Below are 21,952 nucleotides of genomic sequence, written 5' to 3'. Positions count from 1 at the left end.
GATGCGCACACTCATCTTAGCTGCCATAGATCGCAGTCGCACCACGCTCCTGACTCTCTTGTTTTTGATTCTGGGCGGTATAGCGGCTTTTCAGACGATCCCCAGGGAAGCAAACCCGGACGTCACTATTCCAATGATCTATATCTCCATGACACTGGAAGGTATCAGTCCGGAAGATGCAGAGCGATTGCTGGTTCGGCCTATGGAGCAGGAACTGCGCTCGCTTGAGGGGATAAAGGAAATGCGTGGTACTGCCTCAGAGGGGCATGCCTCGGTAATGCTGGAGTTTGATGCAGGTTTCGATCCGGATGCCGCTCTGCAGGACGTCAGGGAAAAAGTGGACACTGCCCGAAGCAAGCTTCCGCAGGAGGCAGACGAGCCCCGGGTAAATGAAATCAACGTTTCCCTCTTTCCGGTACTTTCCATTGGCCTTTCCGGGCCCCTGTCTGAACGTGAGCTGATTACTGTTGCCCGTGGGCTTCAAGATGCGATTGAGGCCATTCCAGAGGTACTCGAGGTAGAGATAGGGGGCGACCGGGAGGATCTTCTGGAAATCGTTGCAGACCCTCAAGTGCTTGAAAGCTATGGCATAGACTTCGATCAGCTCAGCTCTCTGGTGACACGGAATAACCAATTGGTGGCCGCCGGCTCGCTGGATACCGGCAATGGCCGCATGACGCTTAAAGTCCCGGGCGTTATTGAAAATATCGAAGATGTCATGTCCATGCCGATCAAAGTGGACGGCGACACAGTTGTGACTTTTGGTGATGTGGCCATGCTCCAGCGCACTTTTAAAGACCCGACTGGATTTGCGCGCATCAATGGAGAGCCGGCGCTGGTTCTGGAAGTGTCCAAGCGCACGGGTGCCAACATTATCGAAACCGTGGGGCAGGTGCGTGAGCTGATTGCCCAGGCGCAGCCAGAGTTGCCTGATGCGCTGGATATTCGCTACATCATGGATCAGTCCGACGAAGTTCGTGACATGTTGAGTGATCTGCTCAACAACGTGCTAACCGCCATCGTGCTGGTCATCATTGTTATAATTGCCGCCATGGGCCCGCGCTCCGCCATGCTGGTGGGGCTGACCATTCCTGGCGCATTCCTGACCGGCATTCTGGTTATCTGGATGATGGGTCTCACCCTGAATATCGTCGTACTGTTCAGCCTCATTCTGGTAGCCGGAATGCTGGTGGATGGGGCCATTGTTGTTTCAGAACTGGCCGACCGTAACCTTTCAGACGGACAGACGGTGGTGGATGCCTGGGCTGAGGCAGCAAGTCGTATGGCCTGGCCCATTATTGCGTCCACGGCGACCACGCTGGCGGTGTTCGTACCGCTTCTGTTCTGGCCTGGCGTTGTGGGTGAGTTCATGAAGTTCCTGCCCATCACTGTCATTATCTGCCTGGTTGCATCTCTGGCGATGGCTCTGGTGTTCCTGCCGGTTCTGGGAGGTGTCAGCGGTGGTCGTCGTGTCCGTGTGGTTAACGAAAGCGGCCGGATGATGCATGGGTATCGTCGACTGCTTTCCGGGCTACTGTCCTACCCCGGTTATACGCTGGCAGGCGTGCTGGCAGTGGTTGTTTTGGTATATGTTGCTTATGGCAAGTTCAACTACGGCGTCGAATTTTTCCCCAGTGTAGAGCCGGATTCGGCGCAAGTGCAGGTTCGTGCCCGGGGTGATCTTTCGGTCTTGGAGCGAGACGCCATTGTGCGTCAGGTAGAGGGCCGCTTGCAGGGAATGCCCGAAGTGAAAGCTGTTTACGCGCGCTCAATGTTGAGTGCCAGCACGCAGATGGCACCGGATGTCATAGGCGTGCTTCAGTTTCAGTTTACTGATTGGTTTACCCGCCGCCCGGCCAGCGCCATTCTTGATGATTTCCTGACCCGCACTGAGGATATTCCGGGTATTGAGCTTGAGTTCCGGAAGCAGGAAGACGGCCCTGCCGGCGGCAAACCAATTGAATTGCAGGTCAGCAGTCGCGAGAGCAGCAAGCTTAATGGCTATGTGGACCAAATCGAAGACCAGATGCGCGCGCAAGGTGGCTTTCTGGATATTGAAGATGACCGTAGCCTGCCAGGCATTGAATGGCGCCTGGAAGTTGATCGTGAAGCTGCTGCGCGTTTCGGAACCGATGTACTCAGTATCGGCAGTGCGGTTCGCCTGGTGACCAATGGCCTGGTGCTGGCCACATACCGCCCTGAAGATGTGCGCGATGAGGTGGATATTGCCGTGCGGGTTCCGAACAACTGGCGCGAGCTGGATCATCTGCAGCGACAGACCATTAACACATCGCGCGGGCAGGTTCCGCTTTCGCAGTTTCTTGATCTGCAACCGGGAAACAAGACCGGCAGCATCGCCCGGGTGGACGGACAGCGGGCAGTAACCATCAAATCGGATATTCAACCTGGTGAACAGGTGGATAGCCTGTTGAAAGCACTGCAGGCTGAGCTCCCGGAAACACCTGAGGGGGTGACCGTAAAGTTTGCGGGCGAAAACGAAGACCAGCAGCAGGCCTCCAATTTTCTCGTCACAGCGTTTCTGGTGGCGATCGCTATGATGCTGCTTATTCTGGTGACCCAATTCAATTCCCTTTACCAGAGCTTCCTGATTCTTTCAGCGATTGTGCTGTCCACGGCTGGAGTTCTCCTCGGGCTGCTGTTAAACGGCCAGTCCTTTGGCATTGTTATGGTGGGTATGGGGATCATTGCGTTGGCGGGTATTGTGGTGAATAACAACATCATTCTGATCGATACCTACAACCAGATGAAGAAAGAGGGATTGACTGCCTATGAAGCAGCGCTGGAGACAAGTTGTCTGCGTGTACGGCCTGTGCTGCTCACTGCCATTACTACAGTGCTGGGTCTGATGCCTATGGTGTTGAGTATTAATGTCGACCTGTTGACACCGTCGCTCGGTATGGGCGCGCCATCAACCCAGTGGTGGGCACAGCTCTCCAGCGCCATTGCCGGAGGCTTGGCCTTCGCCACCATACTGACACTGCTTTTAACGCCGGCCATGCTGGTACTTGGAGACAAGGTCGGGCAGAGAGTGAGGAGGCGTCTGAGCCGAAACGTCTCATGACCACGTTGTTTGCAGAGTCGTTCGCGGAATTAACGCTTCTCGCAGATCAAGGGCCAGGGATGATCGGCCTCAAGCCCGAATGCGATCTCCAGTAGTGTACGGTCATCGCCGTGACGGCCCATAATCTGCACTGAAACCGGCAGGTTCTCCGGTGACCGGGCTGCGGGAAGTGAAATGGCGGGTGCGCCGGTGACGTTGGCCAGAGGCGTGAAGTTAGCGTAGCGGGTCAGCCGGTCGAACAAGGTGTCGAAAGGCACGTTCGGGCTGAGGTGGCCTAGCCTGGGCGTGGTATGGCCGAGCACCGGCGTAAGGACGGCGTCGAAACCAGCCATTGCTTTGGCATAATCGAATCTTGCGCGGCGTAGGCGCCACAGAATCGCAGGCATGCGCCAGAAGTTTTTCCGGAACATCCGGTCCAGGCCCTGGGTAAGAGCATCTACCCGGCGTTTGTCAAAACCCGGATGAGTCAGCTTGCGTCCATGTAGTTGGATGCCGAATGCCAGCATGGCCCAATACAAGGCAAAATCTTCGGGGAATGTTGAGTTTGCCGGCACTCGCACCGGCTCAATGTGATGCCCCTGAGCTTCCAGTCGTCTGGCGGTTGCTTCGACGGTTTTACGGGTCATACCGTCAGTTTTATGGCCGTTGATGGAATCTATAACCAGGCCAATTCTCAGCCGCTTTTCAGTTGGACCGTCCACCTTGCCAACGTGTGGCAACTTGGTGTTCCGGAAGTATCGCTCTGCCTGGTAGATAAAGTTCGCGGTATCCCTTACCGAGCGGGTAACCACGCTGTCGCTGAGAATATTGATGGGTAGGGATTTAGCGGCGTCGTTGTCGACAACGCGCCCGCAGGTAGGCTTCAGTCCTACCAATCCGCAACAGGCTGCAGGAATTCGTGTGGAGCCGCCCCCATCGTTGGCGTGGGCAATGGGAATTGCTCCGCTTGCCACCAACGCAGCCGAGCCGCCGGACGAGGCACCGGCGGAGTAAGCAAGGTTCCAGGGGTTGCGGCTTGGTTCACCATGAGCGTATTCGGTTGAAGCGTTGAACCCGAACTCGGGCATGGTGCTTTTGCCCAGACAAAGAAAACCCTGCGCGAGCATCTGCTGTGCGAAAGGGCTGGTCTTTTTTAAGGGGTGGCCGGCAGGCACGGCGTCTGAACCCATGCGTGTGGCCATTCCGGCCACATTCGTGTTGTCTTTGATAAAGGTCGGCACACCGCTGAAAAAAGGAGCCTCCGTCAGGCTGTTGCCTTTGTCCAGTTTTGCCGCTGCCCCCAGCACCTGCTCATAACGTTCAGCAACAATACTGTGAATCAGCGGCTCAACTTTGCGTAATCGCTGGATGGCAGCCTGTGTGACCTCAGTAACCGATACGTCGCGGCTACGGATGCGTTCGGCGAGGGCGGTGCCGTCATCAGTGCCCAGGGCATCGTCGGTAAACGCGTTGCCGATTTTCGGGGAGTCAGAGGCCGACATCAGGCGCTATTTTTCCGGGATTCCTTGATTACATCGTAGGCGTGGGTGATTTCCTGTGTGCGCTCTTCCGCCATTTCGCGCATGCTTTCCGGAAGACCTCGGCCTGCAAGTTTGTCAGGGTGGTTTTCACTCATCAGTTTACGATAAACCTTCTTGAGCTCTGCATCGCTGATAGATGGGGATACCCCAAGAACCTTGTAGGCGTCGTCATTCTGCTGGGCGCTAGTGCGCTGGCTACCAGCCTGTCCCGCATGGGCACCGCGCAGCATGGCTTCCAGTTGATCAACCTGGCTCTCCGGCAGGCCGAGGCCGCGGGCAATGCGAACCAGCATTTCGTGCTCAGCCGGATGTACTACGCCGTCCGCCGCGACCGCTGAAACCTGTACTTGCAGAAACATCTGCAGGAAGGCTGGCTGGCGCCCGCTGATGCGCATGAAATGCGCCAGTTCTGCATCCAGGTCGAAACCTTCGGCTTTGCCACGGCTGAAGGCTGCTTTGGCTGCGGCTTTTTGGGTTTCATTCAGGCGAAAACGCACGAACATGGTTTCTGCCATCTGGATTTCATCTTTTGAAACAACGCCATCTGCTTTGCAAAGGGCACCCATAACCGCGAATACAGATTCAATGAAACCAGATTGAATGTTCTGCAGTTTACCGATCAGACGGCTCTTCGCCCGGTTGAGCAAAAATGCACCGAGAGCTGCGCCCACCAGGAAACCGGGGAACTTGCCAAAGGCATAACCAATCAGACCACCAATGATCATCGCAAACAGCATCAAAACGTCCTTACCGGATAATGGATCAGACCACAGAATATACGTGTTTTTCAGTCAATCTTCATGAACAGGCTTTCATTCTGGTCATCTGTCTATACCCGTGCCTGTTAGCAGGCCGGTTTTTCGTGTTAAAAGTAGCGGTTATGACTCCTGACCTGTTTGCCGACCAGCACATTGAAACAACGACCGAAGCCCTTGCGGAGGGTGCGTTTGTGCTTAGGCATTTCGCGTCGGCCGCAGATGAGGATCTGTTGCGTGAGATTGGACAGATCACGGCTGCCGCCCCTTTAAGACACATGAAAACACCCGGCGGGCACAGTATGTCTGTTGCCATGAGTTGTTGTGGACATTGGGGCTGGGTGACTGATGCGCGCGGGTATCGCTATCAGGCGGAGGACCCCTGTTCTGGCGACCCCTGGCCGGAGATGCCTCCTATTTTTGCCGAGTTGGCACGGTCGGCCGCACTGGCTGCGGGGTATCCGGATTTTACTCCGGACGCCTGCCTCATCAATCGGTATGGGCCAGGTGCAAAAATGGGGCTGCACCAGGATAAAAATGAGCGTGATCTGTCGCAGCCGATTGTATCGGTCTCTCTTGGGCTGCCCCAGACGTTTCAGTTCGGTGATATGACACGGAGTGAGCGGCCACGAAATATTCCCTTGGGCCACGGCGACGTGGTGGTCTGGGGAGGGCCTTCACGGTTGCGCTATCATGGAGTGCTTACACTCAAGCACGGAGCCCATCCCCTGACCGGTGCCTGTCGTTACAACCTGACTTTTCGCTGCGCCCGATAGCGATTATCTGATTACTGAATCCATGCCACCAGAAGCCCCGCGCTGAGCGACAGCAGCATGGGCCCTGCGACATAAAGCCCCGTTTTCCGGTTACCAATAACCCAGGCCATACCGGACTTGACCAGGTTGTTGGCTGTGGCAGCAATAACAATACCCATAACTGCCGTATCCAGCGAAAGACCCGTGTTGGACATGCGGCCGAGGGAAAGCGTAATTGCATCCACATCAGCAATACCAGAGGTGGCTGCCAGCACGTACACGCCTATGTCTCCAAGCCAGTTCTCGAGAAAGTCACCGAGCAGCAATACAACGGTTAAAAGTACGCCAAAAACCAGGGCAGATTTCAGGTCGAGCGGGTTTTGGCCAAGGGTTGGCTGGTTAAGCTGGTTGCCCCCGGAATTTCGGCGCCAAATAACAACCGCCGGTACGTAAAGCAGTGTCGTCATTATCGCGACTGGCCACACAAGGCTGGGAAGCAGGTCGCGGTTGATCACGAAGCAGTACACCAATATGCGAGGGAACATAGTGCCACAGGCAATGAGGATGCCGGTTGCAAACTGTGCGTTCAGCGCTGGGTGCAGATTGGCCTGGCGAGCAAAATGCAAGGTCAGCGCAGTGGAGGAGCTCAGGCCTCCAAAGAGGCTGGTAAAGAGAATGCCCTTTTTAGTGCCCGCCAACCGCATGGCAAAGTAACCCACGAAGGAGATGGACGCGATCATCACCACCATCCACCAGATTTCCCGAGGGTTAAGCACACCACTTGGCCCCATTGGTTCGTTGGGGAGCAAAGGCAGCATCACTACGGAAATTACGAGGAGTTTTAGCCCGGCATCCAGCTCGTGGGCTTTAAGTTTGTTCACCCAGCCGTGAATTTGTTCCTTGTTATCGAGAATAATCGCGGTGATCACAGCGGCGGTAGTTGCTATTACGGGGTCTACGGCAACAGCAATAGCACCAAAACAGAACGTCAGCACCATGCCGACCATGCCGGTAATGCTGAAATTGCGGATATGATCGAGCCGTTCACTGTAGGCCACGATTGCCATGGCGACCACGCTCAACAGAAGAACGGGAAACGCCCATACTGTGATTTCCTGTGCCAGAACAACAGAAATGCCGCCAAGAAGGCCTATGAGGGAAAAGGTACGGATGCCCGCAATGCGCTCGCCGGATTTCTGTTCGCGCGCATCCCAGCCGCGCTCAAGGCCAATGATGGCTCCAAGAATGAGTGCGACAGCGAGATTCAGCGTGGTCTGGTTCGCGGCCAGAAACTGGGATGCAACATCGTCCATGAACGGGCGAAACTCCTGTGTGTCTGTAGCAGTGCTCCAATAATACCAGTCCGCTATGCGAAGAGGACAGGCGCCCTTACGCCGGCACCCGCACTTTGGTAGAATTCGCGCCCCTTATCTTGCCGAAATTGCCGTAATCCAAACATCGGCAATGCGATATTTGTTAAACAGCGCAGCCACCCGGATACCCTAAACTATGGTAAATACACTGAAAGCCAACTGGTTTTCCAACACCAAGGGCGATTTGCTCGCCGGAATTGTGGTTGCCCTCGCACTGATACCGGAAGCGATTGCCTTCTCGATCATCGCCGGGGTAGATCCAAAAGTGGGGCTTTACGCCTCTTTTTGTATTGCTGTCATCATTGCGTTTGTGGGCGGTCGACCCGGTATGATCTCCGCCGCGACCGGCGCCATGGCGCTGCTTATGGTAACGCTGGTAAAAGAGCACGGCCTGGAATATCTGATGGCCGCCACACTGTTGACCGGTGTGATCCAGATTGTAGCTGGTTGGCTGAAACTGGGCGGCCTCATGCGGTTTGTGTCGCGTTCGGTGGTTACAGGCTTCGTGAATGCTCTCGCAATTCTGATCTTCATGGCCCAGCTGCCGGAGCTCACCAATGTTACCTGGCACGTTTACGCCATGACTGCAGCCGGGTTGGGCATTATCTACCTGTTCCCGTATGTACCGGTGTTGGGCAAGGTGCTGCCATCGCCGCTGATTTGTATCGTGGCCCTGACGATTGTTGCTGTGCTGTTCAATATCGACGTGCGCACCGTGGGCGATATGGGCGAGTTACCCGACACGCTGCCTATTTTTCTTTGGCCTGATGTGCCGCTGAATCTCGAAACCCTGATGATTATCCTTCCATACTCCATTCCGCTGGCCGTGGTCGGTCTGCTGGAGTCGATGATGACAGCCACAATAGTGGACGACCTGACCGATACCGAAAGTGATCGTAACCGCGAATGCCGTGGGCAGGGCATTGCCAACATCGGGTCCGGCCTATTTGGTGGTATGGCGGGATGCGCGATGATTGGTCAGTCAGTTATTAACATCAAATCCGGGGGGCGTACACGGCTTTCCACGCTCACCGCCGGTGTTTTCCTGATGGTGATGATCGTGGTACTGGACGACATACTGGTACAAATTCCCATGGCAGCTCTGGTGGCAGTGATGATCATGGTATCCATTGGCACCTTCTCCTGGGAGTCTATCCGCAACCTGAAAACGCATCCGCTTTCTACCAACATTGTCATGCTGGTCACCGTGTGCGTGGTTGTCGCAACCCACAACCTGGCGTTGGGCGTGTTCGCCGGCGTACTCCTTGCAGCGTTGTTCTTCGCTAACAAGATCGGGCATTTTATGGAGGTGCAGACAACGCTTGATGAATCATCGGGTACACGCACATACCAGGTAACCGGGCAGGTTTTCTTCAGCTCCTCAGAAAAGTTCGTTGCAGCATTTGATTTTCGCGAAGTGGTGGATAAAGTGGTGATAGACGTCAGCCGTGCCCACTTCTGGGACATAACCGCCGTGGGCGCGCTGGACAAGGTAGTTATAAAGTTCCGTCGTGACGGTGCGGAAGTGGAAGTGATTGGCATGAACCAGGCCAGCGCCACTATCGTTGACCGCTTTGGCGTGCACGACAAGCCGGAAGGCATTGACCAGCTGATGGGCCATTGATATGCAGGAAACGACAGCGAATATCCAAACTGATCCGCAGGATACATTGCAAGTTGTAGCCTGTGTTGATGGCTCCCGTGCTGCACCGGCCGTATGTGAATACGCTGCCTGGGCCAGTAAGTATATGAACCTGCCGCTGACCTTGCTGCATGTACTTGATGAAGAGCGCTACCCGGCGGAGCCGGATCTGGCCGGCAACATTGGCCTGGGGAGCCGGGAACATCTTCTGGATGAACTGGCTCAGCTGGATCGCCAAAGGGCAAAGCTTGCTCTGGAGCATGGCAACCATATGCTGGAAGAAGCCGCACTCAGGTTGCAGGAGGCAGGCGTCAGCGAAATCAAAAAACGCCAGCGCCATGGTGATCTGACGGAATCTCTGCTGGGAATGCAGGAGCATATTCGTCTGCTGGTGATGGGGCTGCACGGCGAAAGCAGTTCAGAGGGTGAGCAACACATCGGCAGCCAGTTGGAAACCGTCATCCGCAGTATGAGCCTTCCGATCCTGCTGGTTCCCAATGAATTCTCAACGCCTAAAAGCGCCATGCTGGCATTTGATGGCAGCGCCACGGCGTTTCGTGGTGTTGAGCACCTGGCAGCCAGCCCGGTACTCAAAGGCATGCCAATGCATCTGGTGATGGTGGGCAATGAAACCTCGGAAGCCATGGCCCAGTTGCGCAAAGCCGAGGCTATGCTGGCTCCTCTTGAGTCAGAAATTACGCTGGCTATCCGTAGTGGTGAAGTAGAACCTGTATTGCACAGTTATCAGGATGAGTTCGATATCGACATTCTGGTGATGGGCGCATACGGCCACTCTAAAATTCGCCGCTTTTTACTGGGCAGTACGACCACCAGCATGCTGACGACCGCGAAGAAACCACTGGTGATTCTGCGCTAGCCAGCCAAAAGTCATAAAAAAGGCGAAGCCGGGCTCCAGCTTCGCCTTTTTTATTTCTGCAACAGATGGTTACAGGCCCAGTTTTTCCGCCACGTAGTCGGCGTCTTTATCCCCGCGGCCTGAAAGGTTGACCAGGATAGACTGTTCTTTTGACAGCTTGGGTGCCTCACGTATGGCCCAGGCCACAGCATGAGCACTTTCCAGCGCAGGAATGATGCCTTCCACCCGCGACAGCATCATGAATGCATCCAGACACTCGGTGTCATTGGCACTGGCATACTCCACCCGTCCCAAGTCTTTCAGATAACTGTGTTGCGGGCCGCTCCCCGGATAGTCCAGGCCAGATGCGATGGAGTGAACCGGCATGGGGTTGCCTTCATCGTCTTCGAGCACGTAACAGGCCATACCGTGTATCTGGCCGGGTTTTCCCTTGGTCATGGTTGCCGCATGCCGCTCAGTGTCCAGACCCTCACCCGCAGGCTCGACACCCACGAGCTTGACGCTTTCATCATTCAGGAACGCTGTAAAAATGCCCATGGCGTTGGAGCCGCCACCCACGCAGGCTGCAACGTAATCCGGCAATTTTTTGTAGCGTTCCATGAATTGCGCGCGAGCTTCACGACCAACAACCGACTGGAAATCGCGAACCATACCCGGGAATGGGTGTGGGCCCACAACGGAGCCAATGGCGTAAATAAAATTCTGGGGATCTTTCAGGTACTCATCAAAGGCACTGTCGACGGCGTCCTTCAGGGTCGCTGTCCCGCGAGTCACCGGTATCAAAGTAGCACCCAGAATCTTCATTTTGGTCACGTTCGGGTGCTCTTTGGCAATATCCACCGTGCCCATATGAATTTCGCAGGGAATGCCTACCAGTGCGCAAGCAGTTGCCAGAGCAACACCGTGCTGGCCCGCGCCAGTCTCGGCAATCACCTTGGTTTTACCCATAAACTTCGCCAGCAAGGCTTCGCCTAGGCAGTGGTTGATCTTGTGAGCGCCTGTGTGATTCAGATCTTCACGCTTCAGATAGATGCGTGCACCGCCAAGTTTTTCGGATAACCGCCGTGCGTAAAAGATCGGGCTTGGGCGACCCACATAGTCTGCCAGCAAGTAGTCCAGCTCATCCTGAAAATCCTTGCGTTGGCGGATTTCCTGATAGGCGGCGCTGATTTCATCCATTACCTGCTTCATTTCCGGCGGCACAAACTGCCCGCCGAATTTACCAAAAAAGCCCTGTGCATCGGGTAGGTTGTCGTAGGGGGAAGGTGTGCTCATAAGACCGTGTCTCGCTTAAGGTTATTCAGCAATGATAACGTTCCGTTCCGGACCGCTCAACAGCATCGGAATTGGGGTGAAGGAGCCCCCGCCAAAGAAAAGCTGTGTGCCCAGCATGACTTCGGAGATTTTTCGAAGGTATTGCTATTAGCAGCATGCTGTGTCCGGAGTGAAAGTGAGTTTCTGTGGCGGTAACAGTAGTACACTGCCAAAATGTGCCACGTCAGTGATTTGTTTCTTAATCTCACGATGCAACGTAGAGTTGCCGTTCTGGATCAGGATTTGTCGGACCATTTAAAACGTCGAGATTAAATGAGAAGACGAAATGCTGTCAGGCTCTGCGTACTGTCAAAAGTGGAAAAGAACCCGAAAATGAAGTGCCTCGATACACCAAGAGTTGCGGTAAAGCATGCTTGAGAAGGAAATTCTGTCCGCCTGGCTTGATCTGACCTGCAAAATGATGCGGGGCGCGAAGCGGGCGGTGCTGCTTGTTGATGTCGAGCAGGAAATTCCCCAGTCAGTGCAGTGGCCGAGTGAGGAGGCAGCGCCGGAAGAGCTCGTGAGGCTAGCCCGCCAGGCCAGTTTGCAAAATCGTTTGATCGTAAAAAAGCTGGATTCGAACGGACTTGATCACATTCTCGCGACGCCTCTGAGAGTAGCTGCAGGGAGAAGTGTTGCTGTTGCTGTCCAGGTCAGAATAAAGCCCGAGCAGCAGCGGGTGGTCCTCCAGCTATTAAAGTGGGGAGAAAAGTGGCTCGAGTTGCTACTCCGGCATGAGCCTGAAGACGCAGACACCTCCGATCAGTTACTGATGGGTGATACGAGAGGGGAGGGCAAACGGAAGCGCCGCCTGGTTGCACCAGCAACAATCGCGTTGATGTGCGCTCTGCTTGCAATATTGGCGGTGTCATTTCTTAAAGGGGATTATCGGATCAGTGCACAGGCAACCCTTGAGGGAAGTGTGCAGCGTGCAGTGGTTGCGCCGTTTGATGGGTACGTAAACTCGGCACCCAAAAGAGCAGGAGAGACGGTGGCTGCTGGCGAAATTCTGGCGAAAATGGATGACCATGAACTCCAGTTGTCTCGCCTGCAGTTTGAATCCAAAAAAGATGAATACAATCGACAATACCGACAGGCTTTGGGGCAGCGCGATATGGCCCAGGCCTATATATACAAATCTCAGATCAGCCAGGTAAACGCCGAATTGAACCTGGTCGAGCGCAAACTGGAAAGGTCTGCAATCCGCGCCTCCATGGATGGCTATATTATTGCCGGTGATTTGAGTCGGTCACTGGGCGCGCCGGTCGAGCTCGGCGATGTGTTGTTCGAAGTGGCGCCACTGGATTCCTATCGATTGGTTATATATGTGGAAGAGCAAAACATTGCCGAGGTAAGGTCGGGGGCGGTTGGTCACGTCAATCTTCAGGCGTTACCTGGGAAGGAACTCGGCTTTGCGGTTAGCAAAGTGTCGCCCGTATTCGAGGACAGAGCGAACTCGATTGTCTACCGAGTGGAGGCCATTCTGGACCAGCAGTATCCGGCGTTGCGCCCGGGTATGCAGGGAGTGGCCAAAATTGAAGTTGGCGAGCGGTCGCTTGCCTGGATCTACTTTCACGAACTGTATAATGCAGTGGTGCTTTGGCTGTGGAAATGGCTTCCTTAGAGCAAAACCGGGTCAGCTACTCTATCGGTGAAACCTGGGACAAGGTGGCAAGCCTGCGCCTGCAACTGCATGATGGCGTCGTCAGCTATTGCCATGAATATCGGGGGCAACCCTGGCTCATACTGGCTGATCAGAACTCGGAGCGATACTTTCGAAGCAGCTCTGACGCAGACGCTTTTATTCGCAGACTCGACGGCCAATCTACCGTAGAAGAGATCTATAACAACCTGCAAAAATTACAGTCACCGGCATTGAGCCAAAGCGATATCATTCTGCTGATAGCCAATCTCAAGTCCTCTCATTTGTTACAGGATGACGACAGGACTGCCGGTTTGGCACAAAAGAACGTCATCGGAAAAGTCGGACAGTTTATAAAGGGGCTCTCCCGGCCTTTTGCCATTCGTGTTCGCCTGATCGACCCTGATCGCTTTCTTTCCAGAGTGATGCCTTACCTCGGCTGGATTCGGAGTCGCGTGTTCATATGGCTATGGCTGTTTGTTGTGCTGTACGCGCTGGTGACAAGCTGGATGCATTGGGGGGAGCTGGTTGACTATGGCGCAGCGCGTTTCAATGATCCGGTTTATCTCCTCTATTTCTGGCTGCTCTATCCAGTTGTGAAAGCGCTGCACGAATTGGCGCATGCACTGGCCACCAAGCGCTGGGGTGGAGTCGTCCATGACATGGGCATCATGTTGCTGGTGTTTTTTCCTGTCCCCTATGTAGATAGCTCCGCGTCTAACCGCTTCGCCAGTCGGCGGAAGCGAATACTTGTCAGTGCTGCGGGCATTTTGGTGGAGACCTTTCTTGCCTCGGTTGCGCTTATCTGGTGGTTGCATGGTGCTGCCGGCATTGGCCGTGATATTGCGTTCGGCATCATGATCATCGGTGGCGTTTCGACCCTGTTATTCAATGCCAATCCGCTGTTGCGCTTTGATGGTTATTACGTCTTCAGTGAGTGGATTCAGATACCGAACCTTGCGAGCCGCAGTCAGCAGTATGTGGGTTACTTGTTTAAGCGTTTTGTGGTCGGTATCCCTGATGTCAGGTCGCCGGTCACAGCAGTCGGTGAGGCAAAGTGGCTATTCGTTTACGGAATCGCGTCCGCGGTCTACCGGGTTTTTATTTCACTATTCATCGCGCTCTGGGTATCTGGCAAGTTTTTTGTACTGGGTATGGCGCTGGCGCTTTGGGCGGTTCTCTCGCAAATCGTTTACCCGGCAATCAAAAATACGGTTGGGTTGTATAAAGCGGCGCAGCGAGCGGGCCGTCAATTACGCTTTGCCCTGGTCAGCATGGTTCTGGTAGCGATCGTTGGCATAGTGATGTCCGTACCTGTGCCAGATTCCACTTATGCGCAAGGGCTCGTTAATATACCGGAAGATGCCGCGATCCGGGCTGCAAGTTCGGGCATCGTGCAAAAGATGCACCGGGAAGATGGAAGTGCCGTTCAAGCCGGTGATGAAATCCTCACGTTGTCCAATATAGAGTTGGAATCCCGGCGCGTGGTGGTTCAGTCTCAGATTGACGAATTGCGTGGCAAGCTAAACGGAGCTCTCTCCCGGGATCGGTCGCAGTCAGAGATTCTAAAAAAACGGATTGTCAGTCTGGAAGAAGAGCTAAGAGATATTGACGATCAGATTTCCGGTCTCTCCATTGTCAGTCATCAGGCAGGCCTGTTGGTACTACCAAAATCACAGGATTTGCCGGGACGCTTCATCAAGCGCGGAGACTTGGTGGGATACAGTCTGGATCGTGATCGCTTGACTGCCCGACTTGTGATTCCTCAAACGAAAATTGAACAGATCAGGCGGGATAGTCAGGACATCAGTATTCGTCTGATAGGACAGCCGCGAGATGTACTGCCCGCTAGCATGTCCCGGGAGATACCCCTGCTGAGCAATCGTCTTCCCAGCAAGTACTTGGGCAGTAGCGCCGGCGGTGCGACGGCAGTCGACGCGAGAGATGAATCAGGCCTGCAGGCGTTAACCAGTGTCTATCAGGTTGAACTGGAATTGCCCCAGCGACAACAGGGTATATTTCCAGGACAGCGAGTACACGCGCGTTTTGTTCATGGCGAAGAATCCCTGGGTCGTCAGTTGGTCCGTTATCTGCAGCACCTTTGGTTACATGAGCCAGTCTAAATGTAGCGTTTTGTTGCATGTCTATAGCTGAGAGAAGTCCCTTCATCTAGACTCATTCCTTCGACCCTTTGCGAAACCGGAACTTCCAACATGGCTAGTAGTTTAAAGCCCCATTCTTGGAACACAAACTCAGCTCTCTTTGCCATTATTTGCCTGCTGCAACCCAGCGCGGTTTACGCGGATAACGCTGTCCACAGTCCAGTCCCCGCAGTCGATTGTGTCATTAATCCGAGTCAGGTTGCCGATGTTTCAAGTCCCGTTTCTGGAGTGGTTGAACAAGTGCTGGTTCAACGCAGCGAGCAGGTTCGAAAGGGGCAGGCTGTTGCGCAGATGAATGCAGATGTAGAGCGTGCCAATTTCGAGCTGGCGCAGTATCGGGCAGACATCCTCTCCGAGATTGAGCTGAGCAAAATCAATTTGGCTTTTGATACCAGCCGGATAAAGCGGTCCCGGTCGCTTTCGCAGAAACAGGTGATCGCGGTTGAAGATGTTGATGAGGTCGAGCGGGAATTTAGTCTTTCTCAGCAGCGGTTGGTGCAGGCACGGGAGCTAGCGAGGGTGCGCGAGCTGGAATTGCAGCGCGCCAGGGAGCAGCTCGGGCAGAAAACCATCAGGGCGCCTTTTGACGGTTTTGTCATTGATACGTTGAAACAGTCTGGCGAGCATGTGGAGGAAGATGCAATTCTTCGCATGGCGCAGCTGAATCCCCTGGTGGTTGAGGCCATTGTACCCATGGAGTACTTCCGTGACATCGAGCTGAATATGCTGGCGAAGGTAGTGCCCGAAACACTGGTCAATGAGCAGCTGCACGCAATGGTGTCCATCATAGATCGAATCGGCGACACGGCCAGTAATACATTTGGCGTTCGGTTAGAGCTGCAAAACCCGCATTACCGGATTCCGGCCGGGTTGAAATGCACGGTCAAATTTTTGCAGAACATGGCGTCAGACACGGAACCTGGGCAGGAATCAGAGCAACGGCAGGGTGTCGAACAAGGCGATCCGCAAACCATTTATTACCTGTTAACCACGAAGCAGGCTGACTCGCACCAGAAAACCAGTGAATTGACCAGCCGCCTTCGGGCTGCAGGTGTCACTGATCCGCTCACTATGGATCAGGGACCACACAGCGGAATGATTTTGCTGGGCCTTTTCAATTCACTTGAAGATGCGGAAGTGCGGAGAAAAACCCTTGAAGACCAGGGGTTCAAAGTTTCCATAACGAAAGGCGTTTGACCGAAACAAGGGCGCCGAGGGATCAGGCGACATTTTGAACGTAATCGAGTATTTCGGTGCTACAAAAGATACTCGGCCATACTGGTCTTACCGTGATAGCGCGGGGATGTCATGATTCGCAGATTCGTGCAGTGGGCAGCTAGAGGCGATCGTCCAGCGGAAAATTCCGGTGGTTCTAAGCTGTTTTTTGAACCCATGGAGCCCAAAATTCTGCTCTCGGCGGATGCCTTGTCGGGCCTGTTGCCTACGTCCCCCTCCTCAGACGAACACAGCGCTCCTTTAACCATGCAAGACAGCGTTGAGCTGTTTGAAGACCTGGCAGGCGATGAACAGGCGCTTGCGGCCTCCCCAGATGACGCCCCCTCGCTCGATGAACTTGGCGCTTCGCTGTTGTCCCCGGGAGAACTTTCTGACCGGCTGGAACTGGTATTCATCGATGCAAATGCCCCGGACTACCAGCAACTACTGCAGGGTATAGGCGACAGGCCTGGCGTTGAAACCAAGGTCTTTGTGCTCGAGGCGGATACAGGTGGAACCGCTCAAATCAGCAGCATTCTGGCGGAATACCAGGATGTTGATGCCATCCATCTCTTGAGTCATGGTGATGACACCGGCTTCCAGTTGGGACGCGACTGGGTTGGTATTTCTTCGTTGGATAAGTTCAGTAATGATTTCTCAAATTGGGATCAGTCGTTGAGCCAGAATGCCGATATTCTGATCTATGGCTGCAACCTGGCCTCCGACCCGGCCGGTGAGCGGCTGCTGAATGACCTGGCCCGGTTGACCGGCGCCGATATTGCGGCCAGTGACGACTTGACCGGGCATGCGTCACTGGGCGGGGACTGGGACCTGGAGTTCGCCAGTGGTGACATAGACACCAGCATTATTGCTGATGCCGATCTGCAGGACCTGTGGGCGGGTGCTCTGGCAACGGAGACTCTGAATCCCTCGCAGGATACCTACGTCAATAAAGGTTCCGATACGACAAACTATGGCGCTTCGCAGTATCTGGTCGTCGATAAATCCGGTGACGAACCTGGTGATCAGACAATTTTTGTCCAGTTTGATCTCAGCACCATTCCTGCGGGATCCACGATCACTTCAGCGACGCTTTACTATACTGTGGTCGATGTTACGGGCTCATTGACGGTCAAAGCATTTCAGGTAACCGAGGCGTGGGAGGGAAATACGGTTACTTACGACACCCGGCCAGACTACGAAAGTGATTCGACGCCGCCGAGTGTTAACGCTTGGGCCGGACAAACCGGTGACCACGAGTGGGACATTACATCGTTTGTACAAGACTGGGTTGATGGGACAGCAGGCAATTATGGCGTAATGCTGGGTACTTCTGAAAGCGGGAGTGAACAAGTCCAGTATTACAGCAGCGAGTCTGGTAATTCGCCGCGCCTGGAGGTCATCTACGATAATTCGTTGACAGCCACAGATAATGCGGGAGAGGTGACTGAGGACGGGCCGGCCAGCGCCAGTGGCAACGTCATTGCGGATGACGATGGCGCCGGCGTTGACAGCGATTCTGACGGCCCGGTCAGCCAACTGGTGGTTTCCGAAGTGAACGGTAGCGCCGGTAACGTGGCCTCGGTGGTGGCGGGCAGCTACGGCTCGGTGACGATTGGCTCGGACGGCAGCTATACCTACACCCTGGATAATACCTCCGAGGACGTCCAGGCTCTGGCCGTCGGCGAGACGCTGACGGAGATTTTCAGCTATACGCTGAGCGACCAGGGCAGTGATACCAGTACAGCCGCGCTGACAATCACAATCAATGGCACCAACGATGCCCCGGTCGCGACCGCGAACAGCAATCTGCTTGCTGGGGGTGCGACCAGTGTCAGCGGTAACATGCTGACTGACGATAATGGTGCGGGTGTGGACAGCGATATCGATGGTGACACCCTGAGTGTCAGCGCTATCGACGCCGCCGGCGGGGATCAATACGGCACCCTGACCCTGAATGACGCAGATGGCTCCTACACCTATGCTCTCGATACCGGCAACGCCACGGTACTCTTTCTTTTGCAGGCACTGGGCTTTGGTCAAACCTTGACGGAGACCTACGAATACACCGTCAGTGACGGTCAGGGCGGGAGCGACACGGCCACGCTGACGATCACCATCCGAGGGACCAATAGTGTGCCGGTCGCGACCGCGAACAGCAACGCGATTGCCGAGGGTGAGGCCAGTGTCAGCGGTAACATGCTGGCTGACGATGACGGCGCAGGTGTGGACACTGATATCGATGACGACACCCTGAGCGTCAGCGCCATCGATGCCACCGGTGCTGATCAATACGGCACCCTGACCCTGAATGACGCAGATGGCTCCTACACCTACGCTATCGACAACAGCAATCCGGCCGTGCAGGCACTCGGTGTGGGCCAGAGCCTGACCGAGGTCTACACCTACACCGCCAGTGACGGTCTCGGTGGCAGTGACACGGCCACGCTGACGATCACTATCACCGGCACCAACGATGTGCCTGTTGCGACCGCGAACGGCAACCAGATTACCGAAGATGCGGTGAGTGTCAGCGGCAATATGCTGACTGACGATGACGGTGCAGGTGTGGACAGCGATATCGATGGTGACACCCTGAGCGTCAGCGCTATCGACACCAGCGGCGCTGACCAGTACGGCACCCTGACCCTGAATGATGCAGATGGCTCCTACACCTACGCTATCGACAACAGCAATCCGGCCGTGCAGGCACTCGGTGTGGGCCAGAGCCTGACCGAGGTCTACACTTACACCGTCAGCGACGGCCAGGGTGGGACTGATACCGCCACACTGACAATTACCATCAATGGCAGCAATGACCAGCCGGTCCTTGGCACCGCACAGCCGGATCAAACGAGTACGGATGGCGAGACAATCACGCCACTGGATGTGTCGGTTAATTTCTCCGATGTTGATACCAGCGACGTGCTGACCTTCAGCGCCAGCAACCTGCCGACGGGCCTGTCGATCGATACCAATACCGGTGTGATCAGTGGCACGATCGACGGTTCGGCGTCGCAGAGCGGCCCTTTTAATGTGACGATCACCGCGGACGATGGCAGCGCCACGCGGACGGACACCTTCCTGTGGACCGTGACCAACCCGGGCCCGACGGCGACGGACAACACCGGTTCGGTGACCGAGGACGGCCCCTCAAGCGCCAGTGGCAATGTTATTACGGATGACGATGGCGATGGTATTGACAGCGATCCTGACGACCCGGTCAGCCAGCTGGTGGTTTCCGAAGTGGACGGTAGCGCCGGCGATGTGGGCACCGCGGTAGCGGGTAGCTATGGCACGGTGACGATTGGCTCGGACGGCAACTATACCTACAACCTGGATAACACCGCTGCGGCCGTTCAGGCGCTGGCCGCTGGCGAGGCGCTGACGGACACTTTCAGCTACACAGTGAGTGACGGTCAGGGTGGCACCGACACGGCCACGCTAACCATCACCATCAGTGGCACCAACGACCAGCCGGTGCTGGGCACCGCGCAGCCGGATCAAACGAGTGAAGATGGCGAGACAATCACGCCACTGGACATGTCGGGTAATTTCTCCGATGTTGATACCAGTGACGCGCTGACCTTCAGCGCCAGCAACCTGCCGACGGGCCTGTCGATCGATAGCAATACCGGTGTGATCAGTGGCACGATCGACGGTTCGGCGTCGCAGAGCGGCCCTTTTAATGTAACGATCACCGCGGACGATGGCAGTGGTGCAGGCAATGCTACGCGGACAGATACCTTCCTGTGGAAGGTGACGACCCCGGTCCTGACTGCAACGGACAACGCCGGTTCGGTGACCGAAGATGGCCCCGCAAACGCCAGTGGCAATGTTATTACGGATGACGATGGCGATGGTGTTGACAGCGATCCAGACGGTCCGGTCAGCCAGCTGGTGGTTTCCGAAGTGGACGGCAACGTCGGCGATGTGGGCACGACGGTAGCGGGTAGCTACGGCTCGGTGACGATTGATCCGGATGGTGGCTACACCTATAACCTGGATAACACCTCGGTGGCCGTTCAGGCGCTGGCCGCTGGTGAGACACTGACGGACACTTTCAGCTACACGATGAGCGATCAGGACGGTAATACCGATACAGCTTCGCTGACGATCACCATCACTGGCAGCAATGACGCACCTGTGATCATTGGCGGTCCGGACAGTGTGGCCCTGAATGAAACCGATTCGGGCCTGGCTAGCAATGGTGATTTCACGGTTTCTGACCTAGATACCAGCGACTCAGTAACGGCCAGCGTCAACGGTCTGGTTGTGGGTGGCACCTCTGACCGGACGGATCCGGCGGCCCCAAGTGACGCGGACCTGGAAGCGATGCTGACGGTGAGTCCGACCGCAACAGTGGGCGGTGCCAGCAACAGCGCGACGCTGAGCTGGAGCTTCGATTCGGCGTCAGAAGCCTTTGACTACCTGGCTGCCGGTGAGACCTTGGAATTGACGTACACCCTGCGTGCTGAGGACAGCCAGGGCGCAACGGCTAATGAGACGGTTACCATCACCATCACCGGCACCAACGATGCACCAACGGTATCTGGCCTGCAGGAGAGCACTTCTTACAGTGGTGGTTCAGGCATGGTACCTCTCAACGACATTGTCATTTCTGATGTTGACGGGGCAGAGACCGTCACAGCCACCTTGACGCTGCTGAACCCTGATGTGGGTCAGCTGAGTGACAATAACGGTGCTGTCTATAACCAAACCACGGGTGTCTGGTCGATCACTGGCACCGTCGCAGATGTGAATACTGCACTGGCTAACCTCACCTTCATTCCGCGGCCCGATAATGACCTGGATTCGACAGTTGCTATTAACATCGACGACGGGAACGAAGATGGCAGTGGTCCGCTGTTAGGGACACTGAAGGTATTTGTTGATGTGCCACCTGAGGTATCTGATGACCTTATTGGGGACATAAATGATTCTCCTGGAGAAGATGCCGGTGATCCGGTTTCTGAATCACAGGAGGAGATTCAGGAAGAGACACCAGAGGAATCACCAGAAGAGCAATCTGCGGAGTCAAGTGAAGGCACGGTAGTCACTGGCGGCGGCTCGTTTGGACCACTGGAAGCCAGTCGTGACGAAACCAGCGAATTCGTCTCGCCATTTGATGAACTGGATCAGACGCAGGGGGCATTCGAAGTATCGATGGCCAACGTCGCGTCAAACAACGAGCAATCGGCAGCATCTGTCAGCGAAAGTGAAAAAGTGGTTCAGTTTCTCCGAAGTCAGATCACCCAGTTGAATGAGCCGTTCGAGTTGCTCGATCGGGATAATTTTATCCGGCAATTGGACGACATGCGTCAAGAGCTGGTGGAAGAACAAAGCCAAGTCGAAAAACTTATTGGCGCGAGCGTTTCGGTGTCTGCCGGTTTATCCGTGGGTTATGTGATTTGGCTGGCTAGGAGCGGCATTATTATGAGCAGTGTTCTGTCCTCTTTGCCCGCCTGGCGTCTTATCGACCCCTTACCGGTATTGGCAACTCTCAGTGCACCAGCGGCTGAAGAAGATCGAGAGTCCCTTGAGTCTATGGTAACGGAAGCGAACCAGAGCAAAAGCTCGGGTTCGGACCAGAATGAACCCGGTTAGCTCGCGCT

Annotated in this window: 12 protein-coding genes; 8 read left to right on the top strand and 4 right to left on the bottom strand. The window is 55.2% G+C overall.

Going from position 1 to position 21,952, the window contains the following annotated elements; genetic code table 11:
- The first annotated feature begins 1 nt into the window (after position 1).
- Entirely contained in the window at positions 2 to 3,082 is a 3,081-nt protein-coding gene (locus tag Q4606_RS08480; protein ID WP_303607254.1) for an efflux RND transporter permease subunit, read from the top strand.
- Between the two features lie 29 nt (positions 3,083 to 3,111).
- Here the strand turns inward: Q4606_RS08480 and Q4606_RS08475 are convergent, their stop codons facing one another.
- On the bottom strand, positions 3,112 to 4,563 hold the full coding sequence (locus Q4606_RS08475) for an amidase (RefSeq protein ID WP_303607253.1): 1,452 nt from the start codon (positions 4,561 to 4,563) through the stop codon (positions 3,112 to 3,114).
- Positions 4,563 to 5,339 (bottom strand): co-chaperone DjlA, encoded by a 777-nt coding sequence (gene djlA / locus Q4606_RS08470; protein ID WP_303607252.1) that lies wholly within the window; start codon positions 5,337 to 5,339, stop codon positions 4,563 to 4,565. The genes Q4606_RS08475 and djlA overlap by 1 nt, the downstream gene beginning before the upstream one ends.
- Before the next feature lie 143 nt (positions 5,340 to 5,482).
- Between djlA and alkB the strand changes: the two genes are divergently transcribed.
- On the top strand, positions 5,483 to 6,133 hold the full coding sequence (alkB, locus tag Q4606_RS08465) for a DNA oxidative demethylase AlkB (RefSeq protein WP_303607251.1): 651 nt from the start codon (positions 5,483 to 5,485) through the stop codon (positions 6,131 to 6,133).
- A gap of 11 nt (positions 6,134 to 6,144) precedes the next feature.
- Here the strand turns inward: alkB and Q4606_RS08460 are convergent, their stop codons facing one another.
- Complete coding sequence (locus tag Q4606_RS08460; RefSeq protein ID WP_303593801.1) at positions 6,145 to 7,425, bottom strand: MgtC/SapB family protein; 1,281 nt, start codon at positions 7,423 to 7,425, stop codon at positions 6,145 to 6,147.
- Between the two features lie 196 nt (positions 7,426 to 7,621).
- Here Q4606_RS08460 and Q4606_RS08455 point away from each other — a divergent pair, with 196 nt between their 5' ends.
- Complete coding sequence (locus Q4606_RS08455) at positions 7,622 to 9,109, top strand: SulP family inorganic anion transporter (RefSeq protein WP_303593799.1); 1,488 nt, start codon at positions 7,622 to 7,624, stop codon at positions 9,107 to 9,109.
- Position 9,110: 1 nt separating this feature from the next.
- On the top strand, positions 9,111 to 10,004 hold the full coding sequence (locus Q4606_RS08450; RefSeq protein ID WP_303607250.1) for a universal stress protein: 894 nt from the start codon (positions 9,111 to 9,113) through the stop codon (positions 10,002 to 10,004).
- Between the two features lie 69 nt (positions 10,005 to 10,073).
- On the opposite strand, the gene trpB is transcribed toward Q4606_RS08450, so the two are convergent.
- Positions 10,074 to 11,279 (bottom strand): tryptophan synthase subunit beta, encoded by a 1,206-nt coding sequence (gene trpB / locus Q4606_RS08445; protein WP_303593796.1) that lies wholly within the window; start codon positions 11,277 to 11,279, stop codon positions 10,074 to 10,076.
- A 409-nt stretch (positions 11,280 to 11,688) separates the two neighbouring features.
- Between trpB and Q4606_RS08440 the strand changes: the two genes are divergently transcribed.
- The 4 genes from Q4606_RS08440 to Q4606_RS08425 all read left to right on the top strand — a co-directional run bounded on the left by Q4606_RS08440 (position 11,689) and on the right by Q4606_RS08425 (position 21,944).
- Entirely contained in the window at positions 11,689 to 12,942 is a 1,254-nt protein-coding gene (locus Q4606_RS08440) for an efflux RND transporter periplasmic adaptor subunit (RefSeq protein ID WP_303607249.1), read from the top strand.
- Positions 12,930 to 15,083 (top strand): hypothetical protein, encoded by a 2,154-nt coding sequence (locus Q4606_RS08435; RefSeq protein ID WP_303607248.1) that lies wholly within the window; start codon positions 12,930 to 12,932, stop codon positions 15,081 to 15,083. The genes Q4606_RS08440 and Q4606_RS08435 overlap by 13 nt, the downstream gene beginning before the upstream one ends.
- A 90-nt stretch (positions 15,084 to 15,173) precedes the next feature.
- Positions 15,174 to 16,319, top strand: coding sequence for an efflux RND transporter periplasmic adaptor subunit (locus Q4606_RS08430; RefSeq protein WP_303607247.1), 1,146 nt, complete (start codon positions 15,174 to 15,176; stop codon positions 16,317 to 16,319).
- Positions 16,320 to 16,430: 111 nt separating this feature from the next.
- Positions 16,431 to 21,944 carry a VCBS domain-containing protein gene (locus Q4606_RS08425; RefSeq protein ID WP_303607246.1) on the top strand — a complete coding sequence of 1,838 codons (5,514 nt, stop codon included), beginning with the start codon at positions 16,431 to 16,433 and terminating at the stop codon, positions 21,942 to 21,944.
- The last annotated feature ends 8 nt before the right edge of the window (positions 21,945 to 21,952 follow it).

It is taken from the genome of Marinobacter sp. 1_MG-2023 (assembly GCF_030549045.1).
GTDB lineage: Bacteria > Pseudomonadota > Gammaproteobacteria > Pseudomonadales > Oleiphilaceae > Marinobacter.
Note: the sequence above shows the minus strand (reverse complement) of the source record. Positions and strands in the feature narration are given on the sequence as shown.

Excerpts from the sequence above, each read along its gene's own strand:
- Q4606_RS08480 (WP_303607254.1), top strand. The coding sequence starts at position 2 with ATGCGCACACTCATCTTAGCTGCCATAGATCGCAGTCGCACCACGCTC.
- Q4606_RS08475 (WP_303607253.1), bottom strand. The coding sequence starts at position 4,563 with ATGTCGGCCTCTGACTCCCCGAAAATCGGCAACGCGTTTACCGACGAT.
- djlA (WP_303607252.1), bottom strand. The coding sequence starts at position 5,339 with ATGCTGTTTGCGATGATCATTGGTGGTCTGATTGGTTATGCCTTTGGC.
- alkB (WP_303607251.1), top strand. The coding sequence starts at position 5,483 with ATGACTCCTGACCTGTTTGCCGACCAGCACATTGAAACAACGACCGAA.
- Q4606_RS08460 (WP_303593801.1), bottom strand. The coding sequence starts at position 7,425 with ATGGACGATGTTGCATCCCAGTTTCTGGCCGCGAACCAGACCACGCTG.
- Q4606_RS08455 (WP_303593799.1), top strand. The coding sequence starts at position 7,622 with ATGGTAAATACACTGAAAGCCAACTGGTTTTCCAACACCAAGGGCGAT.
- Q4606_RS08450 (WP_303607250.1), top strand. The coding sequence starts at position 9,111 with ATGCAGGAAACGACAGCGAATATCCAAACTGATCCGCAGGATACATTG.
- trpB (WP_303593796.1), bottom strand. The coding sequence starts at position 11,279 with ATGAGCACACCTTCCCCCTACGACAACCTACCCGATGCACAGGGCTTT.
- Q4606_RS08440 (WP_303607249.1), top strand. The coding sequence starts at position 11,689 with ATGCTTGAGAAGGAAATTCTGTCCGCCTGGCTTGATCTGACCTGCAAA.
- Q4606_RS08435 (WP_303607248.1), top strand. The coding sequence starts at position 12,930 with ATGGCTTCCTTAGAGCAAAACCGGGTCAGCTACTCTATCGGTGAAACC.
- Q4606_RS08430 (WP_303607247.1), top strand. The coding sequence starts at position 15,174 with ATGGCTAGTAGTTTAAAGCCCCATTCTTGGAACACAAACTCAGCTCTC.
- Q4606_RS08425 (WP_303607246.1), top strand. The coding sequence starts at position 16,431 with ATGATTCGCAGATTCGTGCAGTGGGCAGCTAGAGGCGATCGTCCAGCG.